Source organism: Acinetobacter sp. ANC 3903, from assembly GCF_002135315.1.
Classification (GTDB): Bacteria; Pseudomonadota; Gammaproteobacteria; order Pseudomonadales; family Moraxellaceae; genus Acinetobacter.
The window spans coordinates 61,799-82,205 of the sequence record NZ_NEGA01000001.1 but is presented as its reverse complement, the minus strand read 5'-3'; the positions used below and the strand labels follow the sequence as shown (position 1 = coordinate 82,205).

Below are 20,407 nucleotides of genomic sequence, written 5' to 3'. Positions count from 1 at the left end.
ATTAATTTGGAGCTCAGATATGAATAAGGATATGCAAAATATAGCCAAATGCCCGTTCCACCAAGAGGGTGGCAATACCAATGCCGCCAGCTCAAATGCGGCTTGGTGGCCGAATGCTCTAAATCTTGACATTCTTTCTCAACACGACAAAAAAACCAATCCGCTAGATCCAGATTTTGATTATGCCACAGCATTCAATTCACTGGATTTAGAAGCAGTGAAACAAGATCTGCGTGAACTGATTAACAGCAGCCAAGAGTGGTGGCCATCAGATTATGGCAGCTACATTGGAATGTTTGTGCGTACTGCCTGGCATTTGGCCGGTTCTTACCGTAAGCAGGATGGTCGTGGTGGTGCCAATACCGGTAACCAGCGTTTTGCGCCACTCAACAGCTGGCCAGACAACGTCAACACCGATAAAGGCCGCCGTCTGCTTTGGCCGATTAAACGTAAATATGGCAATAAAATCTCTTGGGGCGATCTGATCATCCTGGCCGGTACGGTGGCGTATGAAGAAGCCGGTCTGAAAACCTTTGGTTTCGGTGGCGGTCGTCAAGACATCTGGCACCCTGAAAAAGATATCAATTGGGGTTCTGAAAAAAAATGGCTGGATGCCACTAAAAACCGTTATGAAAATGACCAGGACCGTAAGTCATTAGACAATTCGCTTGCTGCCGTGCAGATGGGTTTGATTTACGTGAACCCTGAAGGCGTGGATGGTGTGCAGGATCCGCTGCGTACAGCACAGGATATGCGTGTGACCTTCGACCGTATGGGCATGAATGACGAAGAAACTGTGGCATTGACTGCAGGTGGCCACACTATTGGTAAAGCACACGGTAACGGCAAAGCCGAATTACTGGGTAAAGACGTTGAAGGTGCAGATGTTGAATTCCAGGGTCTAGGCTGGCATAACCCTGAAGGTACCGGTAATGGGGGCAATACCATGGTCAGTGGTCTGGAAGGTGCCTGGACTACGCATCCAACCCAATGGGACAACGAATTCTTCCATTTATTGTTCACCTACGAGTGGGAAAAAACCATCAGCCCGGCAGGCGCGAAACAATGGGAACCGATCAACATCAAAGAGGAAGACAAACCTGTTGATGCGCACAACCCGAATATTCGTCGTAACCCGATGATGACAGATGCCGATATGGCACTGAAAATTGACCCTGAATATCGTAAAATTTCAGAGCGTTTCTACCAAGATCCTGCTTACTTCTCGGAAGTGTTTGCACGTGCATGGTATAAGCTGACTCACCGTGATATGGGGCCAAAATCGCGCTATTTAGGTGCCGATGTTCCTGCTGAAGATTTAATCTGGCAAGACCCGATTCCATCAGTGAACTATGTCTTGCCTGAAGCAGAAATTGAAGAACTCAAAGCGAAATTGTTAAACAGCGGTTTAAGCACTGCCGAGTTAATCAATACCGCTTGGGACAGCGCGCGTACTTTCCGTGGTTCAGACTACCGTGGTGGTGCAAACGGTGCACGTATCCGCTTGGCACCGCAAAAAGACTGGGTAGGTAACGAACCTGAACGTCTGGCGAAAGTATTAGAGAAACTTGAAGAAATTCAAGCTGGTCTGGAGAAGAAAGTCAGTATTGCAGACTTGATCGTACTTGGTGGTACGGCTGCGGTTGAAAAAGCGGCTCAAGCTGCGGGTGTGGACATTAAAGCTCTATTCACTCCGGGACGAGGGGATGCAACTGAAGAGCAAACTGATGCCTATTCATTTGAAGACTTGTTGCCTAAACACGACGGTTTCCGTAACTGGTTAAAAGAAGACTACACTGCACAACCTGAAGAACTGCTGTTAGACCGTGCTCAGTTACTGGGTTTAACTGCACCGGAAATGACTGTGCTGATTGGTGGTATGCGTGTACTGGGAACCAACTATGCGGGTGCGAAAGAAGGTGTGTTCACAGACCGTGAAGGCGTATTAAGCAACGACTTCTTTGTGAACCTGACTGATATGGCCTACAACTGGAAACCAGTCGGCAAAAACCGTTATGAGATTGTAGACCGTGCGACTGGGGCAGCAAAATGGACGGCAACACGTGTAGATTTGGTGTTTGGTTCGAACTCGATTCTGCGCTCTTATGCAGAAGTGTATGCACAAGATGACAACAAAGAAAAATTCGTGAAGGACTTTGTTGCCGCTTGGACGAAAGTGATGAATGCAGACCGTTTTGATGTGAAAAAATAATTTCACTTATTCAGTTTGGAAAAACCGCCTTTAGGGGCGGTTTTTTATTTTTAATAGACTTGATAATCTAAATATTCCCATTTCTGAAATAGGCTTCTATCGCGGGCTTTAGAAATGAGTTCGGGAAATATTTTTTCCAAACTCAGAGTGCTTACTATTTTTTCGGCAAGCTCAATTTGTTGTAAAAAGAATAAGCTACGAATAATTTTTCTTAAAAAATTAGTTTTAAAGAATACATGATTAAAGGCATCTAAAAGAGAAGATTCATTTTTAACCTCTAGTAGATAAGACTCATATAACCAAAGGTAACTTTCAGAATATTTATAATTGTCTCGGGATAAGTAAAATAAACTCCATAAATCTGCAACTAAGTCTATATTTATTTTTTCTTTAAAGGTTTTGTAAACAACTTTTTTTTGTTCTGAATATTCCAATATTTCATCAAATGTTGGAGGGTTAAATGAATCTGATTCATTTGTTAATATAGCGCCTTCTATATTTAAAGAATTTAAATCAGCATGAAAAAATGATACCCATGCAGAACATATATCTAGAATAAAATCATCTGGTAGCGTAATTAAATTCTTTTTAATTCCAATCTTAGAACTGATTTCATAATTGTTTTGAACAAAGGTCAAGATTTTTGATAACTCACTACTACTTAAAGTATATTTCTCTTGAAGAGCTGATTTATTTAAATTAGTTTTCCAGCTTTTATGTAATGGTAGCTCTTGCACCAAATTGAAAATTTGAGAGCGTGAAAATTTGCTTGTAAATGTACCTTCTCTGTACTCTTCAATTAACATTTCATTTAGGTAGTGAAGGTTATCAAGATTTTCTTCAAGTTCTTTAAATTTACATTTCAATACTAAGCAATTAATGATGCTTTGTTCAGTTAAGTGCTTTACATTTTCTGTATCAAATGGATATCTAAAAGTTTGCCCCGTAGAATCTATTTCAGCAATATCTAAAATAGTTGTTTTTATAGCATCATTAATTATTTGATAGCGTTGATCTAAATTTTCAGAATTAATTTTAAAGTAATCCCAAATATTTCTAATATTATGTGATCCTGCTAAATTAAAGTCATCTAATTTTAATTTTTGGATCTTAGCTAAGTTATTAATCTCTTCAATAGCATCTTTCAATCGTAATTCAATAGAGTGGCGCATGTTGAAACAAATGGGATAGATAAAGGAATCTACATCATTTCCATTGGTATGAATTACTTGATCTAAAATTAGATTGGCAGCTTTCGAAAAACCTTTAGCATAGGTTAAATAATTAACAATACCATTATTTCCTACACAAGCGTTAAATTCTATGGGGTCAGCTCCTTTGAATGTTGAGTTTTCCATGTTTATTACTCTGCAAGTTTGTATATTAAAAAATTATGGAGGTATTTGAAATTTATTTAATAAATTTCAAAAAGTTATTCTATTTATTTTTGATACTCAGTAGAAATTGAAATATATCAAATTCTAATTGTTCCCACTCCCCAAACTCAGGCTTTATCAACAAAGTCTGCGAAATAAAACCATAACACACTCGTTGCACATTTAAACTCATCTGTTTGAGCTGTTCAGTATTCTGAATAAACGGTGCAAGAATACTTTGCCACATCTGCAGCATCATCTCGTAACTTTTACGGTAACTCTCAATATTGGAAATTTGCCGTTCCAGTAAAAATATCTGCGCCCATAAAAACTGCTGTGCCTGAATCTGCTCAAGCTGAAAATGAATCACTTGCTTTAAATAATCCTGCAAAGCCAAATCTGTGGATAACTTTATCAGACTTTGTGCATAGGTTTTTAAGTCTTCGGCATTGTTTTTGACATGTCTGTGAATGGTCAGCGCAACCAAATCTTCCTTTTTGGAAAAATATTCATAGAAGGTGCCGAGACCGACACCGGCCAAATCGGTAATCTCCCGAATGGGAATGTCATGTGCAGCACGCTCATGCAAAAGCCGAACAAAACTGTCCTGCAAGGCTTCCTGAGTCAGCTTGGCTCTGGACTGACGTGGCTTACGCCGTACTTGAATATCTGGATTTTTCATAAAAAATTAGACTCAATAAAGCTGAACATGCTGCGGCTATTTTTTCTCTATACTGGAATGAAAAGCCCAGAACAACAAGCAGGAAATATAGACGATGAATACATCGAACCAGTTATCGAATCAGACATGGATGACCCATCAAATCAGCAACCAGTTTGATGAACTGCAAGATTACAATTTATTTTCATCAGATATGGTTTTACATGAAATATTGAAGCGTTATGGCAGCCATGATCAAGCAACCTTGTGTGATATGGGCAAAGTGGTGGGATCATCTGAATATTATCAATATGCCGATTTAGCCAATAAACACACGCCCATTCTGCATGCCTTCGATGCGCGTGGCCGCCGTAAAGATTACATTGAGTTTCATCCTGCCTGGCACAAATGGATGGCTTTAAATCGTAAGTTTGAAAGCCATGCCTATCCATTTAATCATGCGGCTTCATCTTCGAAATGGGTGGAATGGGCAGCACGTTTTTACTTAAGCGGACAGGTTGAATGCGGCAGTTTGTGTCCCACTTCAATGACGCTTGGCAGTATCCCACTCATACAACGTGCACCAGAACTGTGGGCCAAAATTGGCGAAAAATTGCTGTCCACCGAATATGATGAACGTGACCTGCCGATAGCCCAGAAAAAATCAATCTGGCTGGGTATGGGCATGACCGAAAAGCAGGGTGGTTCCGATGTGCGGGCTAATGAAACAATGGCTGTTCCTGTCGCCGAGTCAGGTCGCGGCAAGGCCTATTTGCTGACTGGACATAAATGGTTTTTCTCGGCCCCAATGTGTGATGCGCATCTGGTCGTAGCGAAGACAGAGCAAGATGGTTTGGCCTGTTTCTTTGTTCCGCGCTGGCTGGAAGATGGCACGAAGAATAATATTCATGTGCAACGTCTGAAAGAGAAAGTTGGCAACCGCAGCAACTCCAGTTCTGAAGTCGAATTTAAGGAAGCTTGGGGCATCATGATCGGTGAAGCAGGGCGTGGCATTCCGACCATTATTGAAATGGCCAATTACACTCGTCTGACCTGTTCCGTTGGCAGTACAGCGATGCTGCGTCAGGCCTTGGTGCAATGTATTGCCTATACCCGTCAGCGCAAGGCATTTGGTAAAAATTTAGCCGAACAGCCTTTGATGCGTGCTGTGTTGGCAGATTTAGCCTTGGAAACCGAAGCGGCGATGCACTTAAGTTTCCATTTGGCACATTGCTATGAATCTGATGATGCTTTGTCTCTGGCGTGGAAAAGAGTTATGACACCTGCTTCCAAGTTCTGGATCTGCAAGCGTGCTGTTGAATTAACTGGCGAGATGATGGAAGTCTTTGGCGGTAATGGCTATGTCGATAACGGCATCATGGCACGTATTTTTAAAGAAGCTCCGGTGAATACCATTTGGGAAGGTTCGGGCAATGTCATGTGTCTGGATGTGCTGCGCGCGATTGGGCGTGAACCTGAATCCATCGATCTTCTGTTTAAAGATTTGGCATCCACAGCGATGCAGCATGAAAGCTTAAAAAATGAATTACAAAGTCTGTTTAAGCTATTCCAGCAATCTGCCGATGACTTGCAGTTTATGGGGCGCAGTCTGGTCAGCCGTCTGGTGATTTTGGCGCAAGCTGTTTTACTGAAACGTTATGCACCGGACTATGTGGCAGAAGGTTTTATTCAAACGCGTTATAGCGAATTTCATGGTCGAGTGGTGGGCATGATTGAAGCGAAGCAGGTGGATGTGGATCGCTTGTTGGAAAGGGCTTTAGCTAAAGATAAATAATTTTATAATGAAAGTTTCTTCTCTTGCGCCATATATGGTTCAGGGAGAAGGCGGGGATAATGCCAATATAATTTAAAAGCACCTCTCCCTTCACCTGAATTTTACTTTGGTTGATACTTACACAAAAATAATCCTGAAACTGCAAAATTTATATTTATTTAAGAAAACTTATCTAACATATCATTGATAAAGTTTTGATTTTCAGTACCGGTATGTATCAAAAAATTAAACAATGGGCTAAAAGCATTAAAAAAGATGTGGTGGTCGTTTGGCTGGTGGCTAAAGATGAGCGAACGCCTGTTTGGATCAAACTACTGGCGCTGATTGTTGCGGCATATGCTTTATCACCCATTGATTTGATTCCTGATTTTATTCCAGTACTGGGCTATCTGGATGATATTATTATTGTGCCCTTAGGACTGTTATTGGTGATTCGGCTTACGCCTAAAGAAATTATAGAAGATTGCAGAAACCGTGCCTCACTATTAGCGGAGCGACCTGTAAACCGTTGGGCCGCAGGCGTGATTATTTTAATTTGGTCGCTGTTTCTGGGCTATTTGGCCCTGCATTTTTTGAATATGCAGAAATTGTAATAATTGATTTGTATAAAGACTTTAAATCTGAATTTAAGTATATGAAATAAATAAGTTTTATTTAGGTTAAATTGATCTTTTACCCGAAATGTATCTGATCAGAAAAATCGCTTGAATTCTGTACAAAAAGGCGTATTATCACCATCCCATCGATAAGATGGCGAACATCAAACAGGTGAAAAAACATGGCAAAGAAAAAGCAAATGCCAGAGGTTGTGATTAACAACTTTGTGGCAAAACACATGCATGAGGTCAACAAAAGCCAGGTATTTGTAGACCGAAAGAAAAATGCAAAACGTGGCTATGACAAGCACAAAAAAGGGAGATACTCAAATGACTATCTCCCTTTTAATTTCTGCTGTTTTGCTTTGATTTAAGCCTTTAAGCACCCACGATACGGGTTGCAGATTTCACCATATCCCCCAGACCATGGGTCTTGAAGTAATACTCCATCCAGCTCTTAATGATCAGCGGATTACTCATTTTCAATACTCGTTCCAGCTGTTCTTGTGCATCGCTCATCGGTACATGGCAAATGGTTTTACGCACGCGCAGAATATTACTGGAACTCATTGACAGCGTATTAAAGCCCATCGCCATCAGCAGCACAGCTGCCAAGGGATCTCCGGCCATTTCTCCACAAATACTGACCGGTTTATCGTATTTATGACATTCGATCACCAAGCGTGACAACGCCCGTAATACGGCAGGGTGGAAGTGGGAATATACGTTGGCAACCCGTGGATTGTTACGGTCTACCGCCAGTAAATACTGGGTCAAGTCATTGGAACCGACCGAGAAAAAATCCACCAGTTCAGAAAATTCTTCAATCTGCAACAGCACACTGGGTACTTCCACCATGATGCCAATTTTGGGCTTGGTAATTTTGACCTGTTCCTCTTCTTGCACCACTTGCCAGTCCCGATCCAGCAGATATAAGGCTTCTTCCACTTCGCTGACACTGGTCACCATTGGCAGCAAGATGTGCAGGTTATTCAGACCAATACTGGCTTTGAGCATGGCGCGAATCTGGGCAGAGAAAATTTCAGGATGATCCAGGGTAAAACGGATACCGCGCCAGCCCAGCGCCGAGTTTTCTTCTTCAATCGAGAAATAGGGCAGGTCTTTGTCCGCACCAATGTCGAGGGTTCGCATCACCACCGGTTTATTGGCGAAGTGGCTCAATTGCTGGCGATAAATCGCACGCTGTTCTTCTTCACCCGGGAAGCGGTCACGCAGCATAAACGGAATTTCGGAGCGGTATAGACCTACACCTTTGGCTCCACGCTGTACCCCGCGTACCACATCAATCATTAAGCCGGTATTCACATACAGTTTGACCGCAACACCATCAGGGGTGATGGCATCCTTGGTTTCGTACTGTTTTAAATCCTTGGCAATCTGTTCTTCTTCTTTTTGAATTTCTTTATAGCGGCTACGCAAACGACGTGGCGGATTAATAAACACCCGACCCTGATGGGCATCGACAATCATTTCGACATCATCCAGGGTATTGATCGGCAGTTCAGTGACACCCACCACGGTTGGAATACCCAAAGCACGTGCCACAATCACCATATGTGAATTCATGGCACCTTCAGTGGTGACAATGGCGGCAATTTTATCTACCGGTAATTCCACCAGTGCCGCAGTCGAAATTTCTTCCCCAATCAGGATGCTTTCATCGGTCAGTTCACGATGGCTGGCGTCTGCTTCCTGCAAGAATGCCAAAATACGGCGCCCCAGATCTTTCAGATCAGAAACACGTTCGCGTAAATAGTCATCTTCCATTTGTGCAAACAGGGCAATATGACTGTCGATGACATTACGCACTGCACCTTGCGCCCAGTTACCATCACGAATTTCCGCCTTAATTTCAGCAGGCAGCGCATTTTCATCTAGCATGCGCAAGAACACGCTAAACAGTGCCCGCTCTTCTGCCATTAAGGCATCTTGCATTTTCTCATCCAGCGACAGGATTTCCTGGCGTACTGCATTTAAGGCATTATCCAGCAGTTGCAGTTCTTCACTGATATCGTCGGCTTCACGATCCGGTACTGCAGCCAGATCGGCAGGTGGATAGAGAATCACTGCACGGCCTAAGGCAATACCACCCGAACCCGAAATCCCCTGAAAAGTTTTATAAGCCGGCAAGGTGCTGGGCTTGCGGAACACATCAATATTGCCTACCGCATGTGCATGAGCAATTACACCGGAAAGCTGCGCACACAGGGTGACCAGAAAGGATTCAGCTGCTTCGCTAAAATCTTGGGATTCTTTATTTTGAACGACCAGTACACCCATCACCTTGCGGCGGTACATCACCGGAACACCGAGGAAGGAATTGTAAATTTCTTCACCGGTTTCAGGCAGGTACATAAAGCGTTCGTGCTTAGGTGCATTGTCCAGATTGACAATTTCTTCGCGTTGTCCAACCAGTCCTACCAGGCCCTCGCTGGTGTGCAAAGAAACATGTCCCACAGCTTCAGGATTTAATCCTTTAGAAGCCATGAGCAGATAACGCTGGTTGCGCTCATCCAGCAGATAGATGGAGCAGACATCTACATGCATGGCTTCGGCCACCTGATTGACCATGATGTCGAGTGACTCGTGCAAACTGGTGGACGCATTGATTTCTTGCACAATGCGTCTTAAGGTATCCAGTTGCATATTCGACATAAAATCTGCTCCAAAAAAGATTTAAAACTATTTTTAGTTATAACAACATGTCACTAAAAAATCTGCATTTTCATACGATTTTTTAGCTTTAGATGGACGGTAACTGGTTACACAGTTCCACCATCGCTTTACGGTATACATCGCGTTTAAAATTCACGACCTGGCCTAATGGATACCAGTAACTTACCCATTGCCACTGGTCAAACTCGGGTGGGTCAGACAAATCCAGCTGAATATTACGGACTGGAGCTGTCAGTTTGAGTAAAAACCACTTTTGTTTTTGACCAATACACACTGGATCTGAATCCGCGCGTATATACCGTTGCGGCAAACGATAACGCAGCCAACCTTTTGTTTGCGCTATAACTTGTACATGTTCGGGCAATAAGCCAACTTCTTCTCTCAGCTCACGGTAAAGTGCCTGTTCGGGGGATTCTCCATACTGGATACCTCCTTGTGGAAATTGCCAAGCATTGTGTCCAATGCGTTTTGCCCATAAAACTTGTCCAATGTCGTTTGCCAAAATGATCCCGACATTCGGTCGGAAACCTTCTGAGTCGATCATTTGGCTACCTAAATCTTCTGTAATGTATGACTTTTTGTTCGGGGATTGTTATTTCTATATCCATCTCGAAAAAAAGCACAGCTTAAATGTTAAAAATTGCTATGATCTTAACGAATTTCTATCGACTAGCGGAGATAGATTTACAATTTTTTTCTTAAATTTCAGTTTTTACGAGTATTTTCATGAAATTGGCTTTATTTGACCTCGACCACACCCTCCTTAATACCGATTCAGATTATTCATGGGGTGAGTTTTTAGTAACCGAGGGTTTAGTCGATCCAATCCGACATCGTCAGATGAATGACAAGTTTTATGAAGACTATAAAGCAGGGCAACTTGACCCAATTGCCTATAACGAGTTTGTATTTGAGTTTTTAACCCAGCATGACAATGATTATTTAAGCGAATTACATGAATTGTTCATGAAAAAAGTGATTCGTCCACAAATGCGTCCAGCAGGTTTTGCTGCAATTCAAAAACACAAAGATGCAGGGCATGAACTGGTCGGTATTACCGCGACTTCTGATTTTATTACTGCACCGATTTTTCATGAGTTTGGCATTACTGAAATTATTGCCACCAATGCAGAAGTGATTGAGGGTAAATATACCGGTAAAGTCATCAATACCGCGTGCTACCAAAAAGGCAAGCTGATCCGTTTGGAACAATGGCTTGCAGGACGCAATGTAGAAGAATCGTGGGCTTATTCGGATTCAATCAATGACCGGTTCTTGCTGGAACATGCCGACCATGCGATTGTGGTCAATCCAGATGATCGTTTAGCCCTTTTAGCCAAAGAGCAAAACTGGGAAATTCAGGACTGGTCAATTTAGGTCTTTTTTTCTGAGTGAGGGCAGAGTCGTGAGGAATATCGTGGCTCTGCTTATTTTAAAAGTTAAAAATAAGAAAAATAAAAAAAATAAAAATGTGTCGAAATCCTTGCATGTTTGAAGATGGTTTCTACCGATCTGCTGAACCGGGTTGAATGTTTTATATCGACTAAGGGACGATAAAATAGTCCTTACTATCATTATGCAGTTACCGTATATTAGACATGAAGATGATGATCAGTACTGATAAAAAATTAAACTTTAGCTTGAAGAATGGGAGATTAAAATGAGCCAAACACGTCCAAGAATGACCAATCTTTTTGAGCAGTTGGGACTCGACTCTAGCGAAGAGGCGATCACCCTGTTTATTGCTACCCATCAACTGAATGCTCAGACTAAAATTACTGAAGCAGAATATTGGACTGAAGCACAGCGCCAGTTTTTAGCAGAAAAAATCAAGTCGGATGGTTCATGGGCGATTATTGTCGACCAGCTGAATGAATCGCTGCATGAAGATTCAGTGATTCAATAAAGATCAAAGAGAAAAAAGCCAATCAGTAGATTGGCTTTTTTTAACGATGGGATTATCTGATCCGTTTCCATAAGGTCACTTGGGACAGCGTATGTTGATACTTACGTGTGGTTTCACGAATGACAAATGCGACATCCTGCGGTTCGGCCAGCATTTCAAAATGCTCTTGTAACAGTTCGGCAATACCATCTAGCGTACTAAAGTTTTCCCCATCTTTTTTAAAACCCCCGAGCCATTCAGCACGTGCGGTATGTTCCTCTAGCCAGGTATAGGGTGAGGCTAGCATTAAAATCCCGCCCATGCTTAAACGCTGATGAATAGAGGCTAAAAAATCTTTGGGATGGTGCAGACGGTCAATTAGATTCGCAGCCAGGATAAAATTGTAATCGCTAAAATGTGGCTTTAAATTGCAGGCATCGGCCTGGAAAAAATTGACCCGGTCTGCATGGGCATCCAGACCCAATTCTTTTAAGTTACAAGCTTTATATTCCATCAGTTCACCCTCAATTGGCAGGGTATAACGTAGCGTTTCACCTTGTGCCAGCTGTACCGCCTGCTGAATAAAACGTGCAGAAAAGTCCAGTCCTGTAACCTGATCAAAATAAGCTGCCAGTTCAAAGCTGGCGCGACCTGTGGCACAACCGATATCTAATGCCTGATGTGTTGCCAGATCCTTGAAATAAGGCCGTGCAATATTGATCAGGCTTTGGGCAAAATTGGGCACGTTAAAATATTCTGCACCGTACTGAAATTCCAGATATTGCGAGATCATCTGGTCAGTTTCATACTGCGATTGAAACTGCTGCAGCGTTTGTGAGGCGGCAACATAACGGAATCCGGCATGCTGAAAGAAATGCCGGCGGAAGGCATAACGTGAGCTATGCAAAGCCTCATTGCCGGCAGAAATCCAGGAGCCACCTTTGATTAAATTATGCTGTCCGTCAAAGGTGGGGGTGCTGAAATCATCATAAATTGGATGCACCTGAAAACCGTCAAAAGGATAAATCGGGGTTTCAGTCCATTGCCAGACATTGCCCTGAATATCAAAAAAATCGCCTTGCTGGAAATAATTTACCGGACAGCAACTGGTTCCGTATTTCAGTTCGATGTTGGCATGATCCGGACAGGGCAGCTCAGGATCCAAACCTGCTACCTCATAGAGCCGATACCACTCATCTTCTGTGGGCAAGCGAATGTTTTGACCGGTTTTCTCGGCTTTCCAGTGACAAAAAGCTTTGGCCTCAAGATAATTCACTTCTACCGGCCAGTCCCAAGGCATAGGAATTTCTTCCAGCATAATACGTAGTGACCAGCCTTCAGGTGTTTCTCGCCAAAAGCAGGGATGTGCTGCTTGAGAAAATTTCAGCCAGGCCTGTCCTTCTGCGGTCCAGTGGCGATCATTTGTATAACCGCCATCCTCCACAAAACTCAAAAACTCCTGATTGGAGACCAGATATTGTGAAGCCTCAAAAGCGGGAACATCCGCCTGATGCTGACCAAACTCATTGTCCCAGCCATAAAAAGCAGCATTGAAGGTTTTGTGCAGTGACACTTTGCCTTCAGGAACCGCAATTAATGTATTTTCAGGGGCAACCCCGGTCATGACCTGGGCACGCCACTGCGGATGATTGTGCACATAGTCCAGCTGCTGCTGACGAATCAGTACCGAGGATGTTTCAAGATGAATTCGTTCATGTTCAATGCCCATGATGATGGACCACCACGGATGATTCCAGTTCAGCGGTAATGTCAGAGGAGCATGCTCAATCAGATTCAGCACCAGATTGCGTACCTGATGACGATAAACCCGGACTTCTGCAATGCTTGGCCATTCATAATGCTGGTCATTCAGGTCATCCCAGCTCATTTCATCGACCCCGACAGCAAAAATACTTTCCAGTTGCGGGTTCAGGCGTTCGCCAATCAGTTTGCTTAGCAACAATTTATTGATAAAAAAAGTGGCGGTATGGCCAAAATAAAAAATCAGCGGATGACGTAAAGAAATGGGTTTAAGGTAATAGCCTTCCGGGTTTTTCAGACATTCAAACAGCAGCTCATAGCTATCGAAAGTATTCAGGAAATAATCACGCAAGCCATGCCGTGCAGTGGCTTCATCGGCAAAGTTTAAATTGGGAGTGGGCAGCAGAGAAATTTTTGCACCTTGCCACACGCAGGAATTATGAGGATGGATTACAGATTGGTCTTTTTTAGCTCGCGCAGATAATAAATCCCTCAACATGTGCTCACACTCCGTCGAATTCTTTTACACATTTAAAACATCTTGTTTTATGTGTTTTATTTAAAAGTACTCGAAAGCTCGGCCACTGTGCTGAGGATTTAGGTAACAAAATGCTGCATCCGGACCGATGCAGCCTTTAAAGCAAATTTTAGCTGAGATGGGAGTTTTGCATCATCGCAACCAGTTCCTGTACTGCACGTGACTGGGTACGGCCAGGATGCCAGACCATGCCCAGTTGACGGTTCATTTGCAAATCAATATCCAGCATTTGCAGGTCCTGATTCAGCAAAGTTTTCGGTAATACCGACCATCCCAAACCAATGGAAACCAGCATGCGGATGGATTCAAGCGGATTGTTGCTCATGGTGATTTTCGGTTTAACCCCTTGCTTTTCAAACTCTGCCAAGGTGATTTGAGTGGTATAGGTTTGCGATGCTGGCAGTAAGCTCGGGTACTGGATCAGATCTTCCAGGCTCAAATGCTTTTTTTGCGCCAGCGGATGAAAAGGTGCAGCTACAAACACCAGCGGATCATTCCAGATGGTCACATAACTGAGGCGTTCATCGCCTTGCGGTGGAAGGGTTAAGAAAGCCAGCTCCAGATCACCGGCCAATACCTGTTCATGCGCCTGTTCCGAATCAACAAAATGTACATCTAAAGTCACATCCGGGAATTTTTGTACATAATTGCGCAGATGCTGAGGCAGATGATGCAAACCAATATGGTGACTGGTGCCAATTTTCAGCTTGCCTTGCACCTGTTCCTGTTCGTGACTTAAGGTGTGGTGAATATCGCCCAGTTCATTGAGCCAGTTTTTTACTTTCGGCAATAAAGAGTGTGCTGCATGGGTGGCCTGAACACCACGACCGGCAGACTCAAACAGTTTCACGCCAAAGTATTCTTCCAGGCTATGAATTCGTTTGGTCACAGCAGGTTGAGTAATAAACAATAACTCGGCGGCCATAGAAATAGAGCCTGTTTCCATGACTTTAATGAACGCTTCAAAGGCAGCAAGATTCATAAGGATAATCTGGTTATGAAATATTAAAATAATTATAAAATATTTTTATATTAAAGAGAGAGTTTAATCTGAAAAAAAGACAGTGAAAAATGTATGCAGATGTGAATTTAAAGAGTAAAAATAAAAAAAGCACTGCATATGAATGGAGTGCTTATAAAGCGGAAGCGGGCAAGCCATGATCTCTAGTTTGGGTCGATGTACCCTTTAGATGACTATATTATTGCTGTTCTGTCTTTGAGCTGGCTTGGCTTCCCAGATTTTTTCGTGAAAGAAGAAGGCAATCGCCTGAATGGTCGGTTCAAGCAAGCTCAGCGTAAGTGCCATCCAGATATTTCCTGTCACGAAATAACCGACCAACATGGCAATGGTGATGTGCATAATGTAATAGCTAAAGGTTTTTTTAAACATACGCTGGTTGTTATCTACAAATTTTTGAATGTGAGCCATGGGTTGTTCCTCAATCTTTGCCTCGGGATATGGCTAAATGATAATCAGTCTTATTTAATTTGTAAAAACGAATATTTCTTACTTTTTAATCGGTTTTATGGATAATTAACTGATCAAACTTAACAATCAATAAACAACAGGGCAAAGGTATCGGACAGTGATACTTTTTTAGAGGATGAAAGAAATGGATATAAAACACATCAAATACCTGCTTGATATTTTTGAGGGAGCGGTGGAAAAGCGAAGTCAGGTTTATGAGATTGCCGATGATGAAGATGACGAAAATCAGGCTGCGGCGCAGTGCGGTGCAGCGAAAGCAGAACTCATCCGCGCGATTGAACAGCTGATCGAAACCAAAGACAGTTCGTCGCACTAAATTCAAAGTCAGTTACTCATTCACTCATTGCTTGATTGATAAAGTACCCTGGATGGGTTGAGTTTCAACATCAGGAGATAGCGACTTGGTTTAAAAACTGAGAGATGAAATTTTGCCAAAATTCAGGGTTTTAATCAGGTTAAAATTAATTCCAAAAAGTTTTTAAACTAATAAAAATGATAAATTAGATTTATGTGAATACGTGGTTATAATCGAAGTTAACGAAAGCATTACCCAGTTCTATGGAGCGCGTCGACATGGCAGGCAATACCCAAAAAGCAAAGACTTTATATGATAAATTGTGGGATGACCATTTAGTAAAACAACGCGATGATGGCTCAGCCTTACTTTATATCGACCGTCATTTATTACATGAAGTAACTTCACCACAAGCTTTTGAGGGTTTGCAGCTTGCAGGTCGTAAACCTTGGCGTTTAAGTGCCAATATAGCCACACCAGACCATAACGTACCCACCTCAAAAACTGAGCGTGAACAGGGTATTGCCGGTATTGAAGATGAAACTTCGCGTATCCAGGTGCAAACCTTGGATGACAACTGTAAAACTTTCGATATTGTTGAATTTGACATTAATGATATTCGCCAAGGGATTGCACACGTGGTAGGGCCTGAACAAGGTTTAACCTTACCGGGCATGACGGTGGTGTGTGGTGACTCGCATACCGCAACTCACGGTGCATTCGGTTGCTTGGCTCACGGGATTGGGACTTCAGAAGTTGAACATGTATTGGCTACCCAGTGCCTGGTTCAAAAGAAAATGAAGAACATGTTGGTACGTGTTGACGGAAAATTGGGTCAAGGCGTGACTTCAAAAGATGTCGTGTTAGCAATCATTGGCAAAATTGGTACTGCGGGCGGTACAGGTCACGCGATTGAATTCGGTGGTCAAGTATTCCGTGACATGTCGATTGAAGGTCGTATGACCGTGTGCAACATGGCGATTGAAGCCGGTGCGCGCGTGGGCATGGTCGCTGTGGATGACAAGACCATTGAATATGTAAAAGGCCGTAACTACGCACCGAAAGGTCAAGATTGGGATAAAGCAGTAGAGTACTGGAATACCTTACATTCTGATGAAGGCGCACACTTTGACACCGTAGTAGTGTTGCAAGGTGAAGAGATTGAACCGCAAGTGTCTTGGGGTACTTCTCCTGAAATGGTGATTCCGGTTTCTGAAGCGGTGCCGACTTTGGAACAGGCCAAAGATGACGTGCAACGTAATGACTGGACTCGTGCTTATCAATACATGGGCTTAAATGCCGGTCAGGCATTGGCAGACATTCAATTGGACCGTGTATTTATTGGTTCTTGCACCAATTCGCGTATTGAAGATATTCGTGCTGCTGCCGAAGTGATTAAAGGCCGTAAAGTTGCCGCTTCAATTAAACAGGCCATGGTGGTTCCAGGTTCTGGTTTGGTGAAACAGCAGGCTGAAGCTGAAGGCTTGGACAAAGTCTTTTTGGAAGCTGGTTTTGAATGGCGTGAACCGGGCTGCTCAATGTGCTTGGCCATGAATGCTGACAAATTACAACCGGGCGAGCACTGTGCATCAACCTCTAACCGTAACTTCGAAGGTCGTCAGGGCAATGGCGGTCGTACGCATTTGGTGAGTCCTGCAATGGCAGCAGCTGCGGCCATTGCCGGTCATTTCGTTGACGTGCGTACTTTCTAATTTCGGCTAATAGGAGCAAAGACAATGAAAAAATATACCGTTGAACAAGGTATCGTTGCACCATTAGACCGTGCCAATGTCGATACAGATTTAATTATTCCAAAACAGTTTTTGAAATCGATCAAACGTACCGGTTTTGGCGAAAACCTGTTTGATGAATTACGTTACTTGGATGAAGGCTATCCAGGTCAGGACAATTCAATTCGTCCGAAAAACCCTGACTTCATTTTGAACCAGCCACGTTATCAGGGTGCAACTGTATTGATTTCACGTGCCAACTTTGGTTGTGGTTCAAGCCGTGAGCATGCGCCATGGGCGTTGAACGAATATGGTTTCCGTACCGTAATTGCACCAAGCTATGCCGACATTTTCTTTAACAACAGCTTTAAAAACGGCATGTTGCCGGTGATTCTGTCTGAAGAAATTGTGGATCAGTTATTCAAAGAATGTGCTGCGACAGAAGGCTATCAGTTAACCATCGACTTGGAAGCACAAGAAGTACGTACGCCAACGGGTGAAGCCTTCAAGTTTGAAGTCGATCCGTTCCGTAAACACTGCTTGTTGAATGGTTTGGATGATATTGGCTTAACCTTACAAGCTGCAGATGATATTCGTGCCTATGAAGAAAAAACCAAGCAATCACGTCCTTGGGTATTTCAGGAAATTCGTGGTTAATTACTTGAATTTTCAGCGCTAGTAGTATCGGGGCTTAACTCTTGCTAATATCGAATCCATAAAAATATTTAGTTGGCTTTAATTGGTGAGGGTTGGGCTCGAATAATGACAAAAGTTTACGGTCAGCTTGCTGTACTTGGTCTTATGGTCGCATCCTTAAGTGCATGCCAAGGCATTGATACAGTACGCATTAAACATGTAAAAGAAACTGAAAGCACAAAAACAAATGCCTTAATTTACTGTGCTGGTACTGCAAACTGTGAATTTGAACGTTTAGATAAAATTCAAATTATTGATGCAGCACAGCGTCGTGTGAATAGCGCTGCAGTTGAATCGGGTGTTTTACGTTTACAGGCGAACTCTTTAAGTCAGCCGAATGCGTTATATCTTTCAGTCCCCCCGGGGCAACATGAACTGGTGATCCGCTTTTATCCGATTTCCAAAGATCGAGCAGAAACCCTTCATGTTTTTCATCAGTTTAAGCCGAAACACCATTACATTTTTAAAATGTATCGTGATCGCAACAAACAGCAGGGCAGCTTGCTGAATGTATCTGCACCTGAACCCTTGTGTGTCGATCTCATACAAGAACACAAGACAATCCGACGTTTCTGCAGACCCTATAATGCCTTAACCGGTCTGGGCGAATTTGTAGAAAAGAAAATTTAAAATCCCGTCGATTTAATCCATCGACTTCATAAATGGAAACACTCATGTCAAAACATATTTTGATTTTACCAGGTGATGGTATTGGTCCTGAAATCGTAAAAGCAGCTGAACAAGTACTTACACGAGTAAATGAAAAATTCAATCTGGGTTTGACTTGGGAACAGGGTTTATTGGGTGGTGCAGCTATTGATGCACATGGCGAACCCTACCCTGCAGTGACAGCAGAACAGGCAAAAGGCGCAGATGCGATCCTGTTAGGTGCTGTTGGTGGTCCAAAATGGGATAGCATTGAACGCTCAATTCGTCCTGAACGTGGCTTATTGAAAATCCGTTCTGAATTGAATTTATTTGCCAACTTGCGTCCTGCAATTCTTTATCCGCAACTTGCTGGTGCTTCGAGCTTGAAACCTGAAATCGTATCAGGCCTCGATATCTTGATCGTGCGTGAACTCACTGGCGGGATCTACTTCGGTCAACCGCGTGGTATCCGTGAACTGGAAAATGGTGAGAAGCAAGGTTTCAATACTGACGTTTATAAAGAGTCTGAAATTCAACGTATTGCCAAAGTTGCCTTTGAAATGGCGAACTTACGTGGCGGTAAAGTATGTTCAGTCGATAAAGCCAACGTCCTTGAAGTGACCGAGCTTTGGAAGCAAACAGTGACTGCACTGAAAGAAGAGCAATATCCAGAAATCAACTTGTCGCATATGTATGTAGATAACGCAGCAATGCAGCTGGTACGTGCGCCTAAGCAGTTTGATGTGATTGTGACGGGTAACCTGTTCGGTGACATCCTGTCTGATGAAGCGGCAATGTTGACAGGTTCTATCGGCATGTTGCCATCTGCCTCGCTGGATGAAAACGGTAAAGGCATGTATGAGCCATGTCATGGTTCAGCACCTGACATCGCAGGTCAAAACATTGCCAATCCATTAGCTACTATTCTTTCAGTTGCCATGATGCTTCGTTATACCTTCCGTGAAGAAGCAGCAGCGAAAGCCATTGAAGATGCAGTAGGCAATGTATTGGATCAAGGTTTACGTACTGGCGACATTATGTCTGAAGGGAATACACAAGTGGGTACCGTGGAAATGGGTCAAGCAGTAGTTGCTGCATTGAACTAAGTTCGCCGGACATCAAAAACGCAGCCATGAGCTGCGTTTTTTATTGTGTTTTTTTGATGATTTAGCAGGTACGGCCGGTGTAATAAACCGATTTGGCAATGTTGTGTTCCAAACGATAGATAATTTTACATTGCAAGTTCACATCATAACTTTGCGCACGAGGCGGGATTTGTATGGGAACACTACCATAATCAATGTCAGCAGGGTTTTGAGCCATGGGCATTGGAATAGTAATAGGACGAATCACGGTATAAGTCAGCGCATGATCATCTAAAGTGGGCGATAGGACTTGCTGGTAACCGATACTACTCAAATCAAGCTTGGCTTGAATACTTTGGCTAGTCTGCCCAATAAATTGTTGTAAATAGGTATCGCGTTGTTGTGCACTGGTTGTTGCTGAGGTTGTGCATCCATACAGCAGGCACAATACAGTCATTAGAGCGAGAGAGTGAAGAAATGACATTGCCTTTTCTCCATAAGATAAAACTTTATTTTATACGGAGAAAATTTACATGAACGTTGTCATTTGATAAACGGTCAGGGAATAAAAAAGCCACTATAAAAAGTGGCTTCTGCTTACGCTAAAACTTAGCGTGCACGATAAGTAATACGACCCTTCGTTAAATCGTAAGGAGTCATTTCTACTTTAACACTGTCGCCAGTTAAAATACGAATATAGTGTTTACGCATTTTACCAGAGATGTGGGCAATCACTTCGTGACCGTTCTCTAAACGTACACGGAACATAGTATTAGGAAGCGTCTCGGTGACAACGCCTTCGAACTCGATGAGTTCCTCTTTATTGGCCATAGCCTACCTGAATGAATAAATTGGAAAGGCGCAAATTATAGTCAATTTTTTTGTATAAAACAAGGCGCAATGCGGCTTTGCTCGTTCATCTGTCAGTTAAATAAGCGAACCC

General features: G+C 42.9%; 20 protein-coding genes. 11 read left to right on the top strand and 9 right to left on the bottom strand.

Annotated elements, in window-relative coordinates:
• Window positions 1-19 precede the first annotated feature (19 nt).
• Window positions 20-2,212: a catalase/peroxidase HPI gene (gene katG, locus B9T29_RS00395; RefSeq protein ID WP_086174020.1), complete on the top strand. Its 2,193-nt coding sequence runs from the start codon at window positions 20-22 to the stop codon at window positions 2,210-2,212.
• Window positions 2,213-2,262: 50 nt separating this feature from the next.
• Here the strand turns inward: katG and B9T29_RS00390 are convergent, their stop codons facing one another.
• Window positions 2,263-3,570 carry a hypothetical protein gene (locus tag B9T29_RS00390; RefSeq protein ID WP_086174019.1) on the bottom strand — a complete coding sequence of 436 codons (1,308 nt, stop codon included), beginning with the start codon at window positions 3,568-3,570 and terminating at the stop codon, window positions 2,263-2,265.
• 79 nt (window positions 3,571-3,649) lie between these two features.
• On the bottom strand, window positions 3,650-4,270 hold the full coding sequence (locus tag B9T29_RS00385) for a TetR/AcrR family transcriptional regulator (RefSeq protein ID WP_086174018.1): 621 nt from the start codon (window positions 4,268-4,270) through the stop codon (window positions 3,650-3,652).
• A gap of 94 nt (window positions 4,271-4,364) precedes the next feature.
• On the opposite strand from B9T29_RS00385, the gene B9T29_RS00380 reads away from it, so the two are divergent.
• From B9T29_RS00380 to B9T29_RS00370, 3 genes are all read left to right on the top strand, one after another.
• Window positions 4,365-6,044 carry an acyl-CoA dehydrogenase family protein gene (locus tag B9T29_RS00380; protein ID WP_086174017.1) on the top strand — a complete coding sequence of 560 codons (1,680 nt, stop codon included), beginning with the start codon at window positions 4,365-4,367 and terminating at the stop codon, window positions 6,042-6,044.
• A 212-nt stretch (window positions 6,045-6,256) separates the two neighbouring features.
• Window positions 6,257-6,637 carry a YkvA family protein gene (locus tag B9T29_RS00375; protein WP_086174182.1) on the top strand — a complete coding sequence of 127 codons (381 nt, stop codon included), beginning with the start codon at window positions 6,257-6,259 and terminating at the stop codon, window positions 6,635-6,637.
• Between the two features lie 185 nt (window positions 6,638-6,822).
• Window positions 6,823-7,014, top strand: coding sequence for a hypothetical protein (locus B9T29_RS00370; RefSeq protein WP_086174016.1), 192 nt, complete (start codon window positions 6,823-6,825; stop codon window positions 7,012-7,014).
• A 4-nt stretch (window positions 7,015-7,018) separates the two neighbouring features.
• Here B9T29_RS00370 and ptsP read toward each other — a convergent pair whose 3' ends face one another.
• Both ptsP and B9T29_RS00360 read right to left on the bottom strand, forming a co-directional pair.
• Window positions 7,019-9,316, bottom strand: coding sequence for a phosphoenolpyruvate--protein phosphotransferase (gene ptsP / locus B9T29_RS00365; protein ID WP_086174015.1), 2,298 nt, complete (start codon window positions 9,314-9,316; stop codon window positions 7,019-7,021).
• Window positions 9,317-9,404: 88 nt separating this feature from the next.
• Entirely contained in the window at window positions 9,405-9,881 is a 477-nt protein-coding gene (locus tag B9T29_RS00360) for an RNA pyrophosphohydrolase (RefSeq protein WP_086174014.1), read from the bottom strand.
• A gap of 182 nt (window positions 9,882-10,063) precedes the next feature.
• On the opposite strand from B9T29_RS00360, the gene B9T29_RS00355 reads away from it, so the two are divergent.
• Window positions 10,064-10,714: an HAD family hydrolase gene (locus B9T29_RS00355; RefSeq protein WP_086174013.1), complete on the top strand. Its 651-nt coding sequence runs from the start codon at window positions 10,064-10,066 to the stop codon at window positions 10,712-10,714.
• Window positions 10,715-10,997: 283 nt separating this feature from the next.
• Window positions 10,998-11,243, top strand: coding sequence for a DUF2789 domain-containing protein (locus B9T29_RS00350; RefSeq protein WP_086174012.1), 246 nt, complete (start codon window positions 10,998-11,000; stop codon window positions 11,241-11,243).
• 52 nt (window positions 11,244-11,295) lie between these two features.
• Here B9T29_RS00350 and ovoA read toward each other — a convergent pair whose 3' ends face one another.
• From ovoA to B9T29_RS00335, 3 genes are all read right to left on the bottom strand, one after another.
• The gene (ovoA, locus tag B9T29_RS00345) at window positions 11,296-13,482 is read right to left on the bottom strand and encodes a 5-histidylcysteine sulfoxide synthase (protein ID WP_086174011.1); all 2,187 of its coding nucleotides are present in this window, start codon (window positions 13,480-13,482) and stop codon (window positions 11,296-11,298) included.
• Between the two features lie 148 nt (window positions 13,483-13,630).
• A complete protein-coding gene (locus B9T29_RS00340; RefSeq protein ID WP_086174010.1) occupies window positions 13,631-14,503 on the bottom strand; it encodes a LysR family transcriptional regulator in 873 nt (290 codons plus the stop codon).
• Between the two features lie 204 nt (window positions 14,504-14,707).
• Window positions 14,708-14,950 carry a DUF2061 domain-containing protein gene (locus B9T29_RS00335; protein ID WP_086174009.1) on the bottom strand — a complete coding sequence of 81 codons (243 nt, stop codon included), beginning with the start codon at window positions 14,948-14,950 and terminating at the stop codon, window positions 14,708-14,710.
• A 184-nt stretch (window positions 14,951-15,134) separates the two neighbouring features.
• Between B9T29_RS00335 and B9T29_RS00330 the strand changes: the two genes are divergently transcribed.
• The 5 genes from B9T29_RS00330 (at window position 15,135) to leuB (ending at window position 19,485) form a co-directional block, all read left to right on the top strand.
• Window positions 15,135-15,326, top strand: coding sequence for a hypothetical protein (locus B9T29_RS00330; RefSeq protein WP_086174008.1), 192 nt, complete (start codon window positions 15,135-15,137; stop codon window positions 15,324-15,326).
• 257 nt (window positions 15,327-15,583) lie between these two features.
• Window positions 15,584-17,017: a 3-isopropylmalate dehydratase large subunit gene (gene leuC / locus B9T29_RS00325; RefSeq protein ID WP_086174007.1), complete on the top strand. Its 1,434-nt coding sequence runs from the start codon at window positions 15,584-15,586 to the stop codon at window positions 17,015-17,017.
• Between the two features lie 24 nt (window positions 17,018-17,041).
• Window positions 17,042-17,692, top strand: coding sequence for a 3-isopropylmalate dehydratase small subunit (leuD, locus tag B9T29_RS00320; RefSeq protein ID WP_086174006.1), 651 nt, complete (start codon window positions 17,042-17,044; stop codon window positions 17,690-17,692).
• Between the two features lie 105 nt (window positions 17,693-17,797).
• Window positions 17,798-18,361, top strand: a complete 564-nt coding sequence (locus B9T29_RS00315; protein ID WP_086174005.1) for a hypothetical protein — start codon at window positions 17,798-17,800, stop codon at window positions 18,359-18,361.
• A gap of 44 nt (window positions 18,362-18,405) precedes the next feature.
• Window positions 18,406-19,485, top strand: a complete 1,080-nt coding sequence (leuB, locus tag B9T29_RS00310) for a 3-isopropylmalate dehydrogenase (RefSeq protein ID WP_086174004.1) — start codon at window positions 18,406-18,408, stop codon at window positions 19,483-19,485.
• A 61-nt stretch (window positions 19,486-19,546) separates the two neighbouring features.
• Here leuB and B9T29_RS00305 read toward each other — a convergent pair whose 3' ends face one another.
• Together B9T29_RS00305 and infA are read right to left on the bottom strand one after the other, a co-directional pair.
• Window positions 19,547-19,948 carry a hypothetical protein gene (locus tag B9T29_RS00305; RefSeq protein WP_086174003.1) on the bottom strand — a complete coding sequence of 134 codons (402 nt, stop codon included), beginning with the start codon at window positions 19,946-19,948 and terminating at the stop codon, window positions 19,547-19,549.
• A gap of 125 nt (window positions 19,949-20,073) precedes the next feature.
• On the bottom strand, window positions 20,074-20,295 hold the full coding sequence (gene infA, locus B9T29_RS00300; protein WP_001284370.1) for a translation initiation factor IF-1: 222 nt from the start codon (window positions 20,293-20,295) through the stop codon (window positions 20,074-20,076).
• Between the last annotated feature and the right edge of the window lie 112 nt (window positions 20,296-20,407).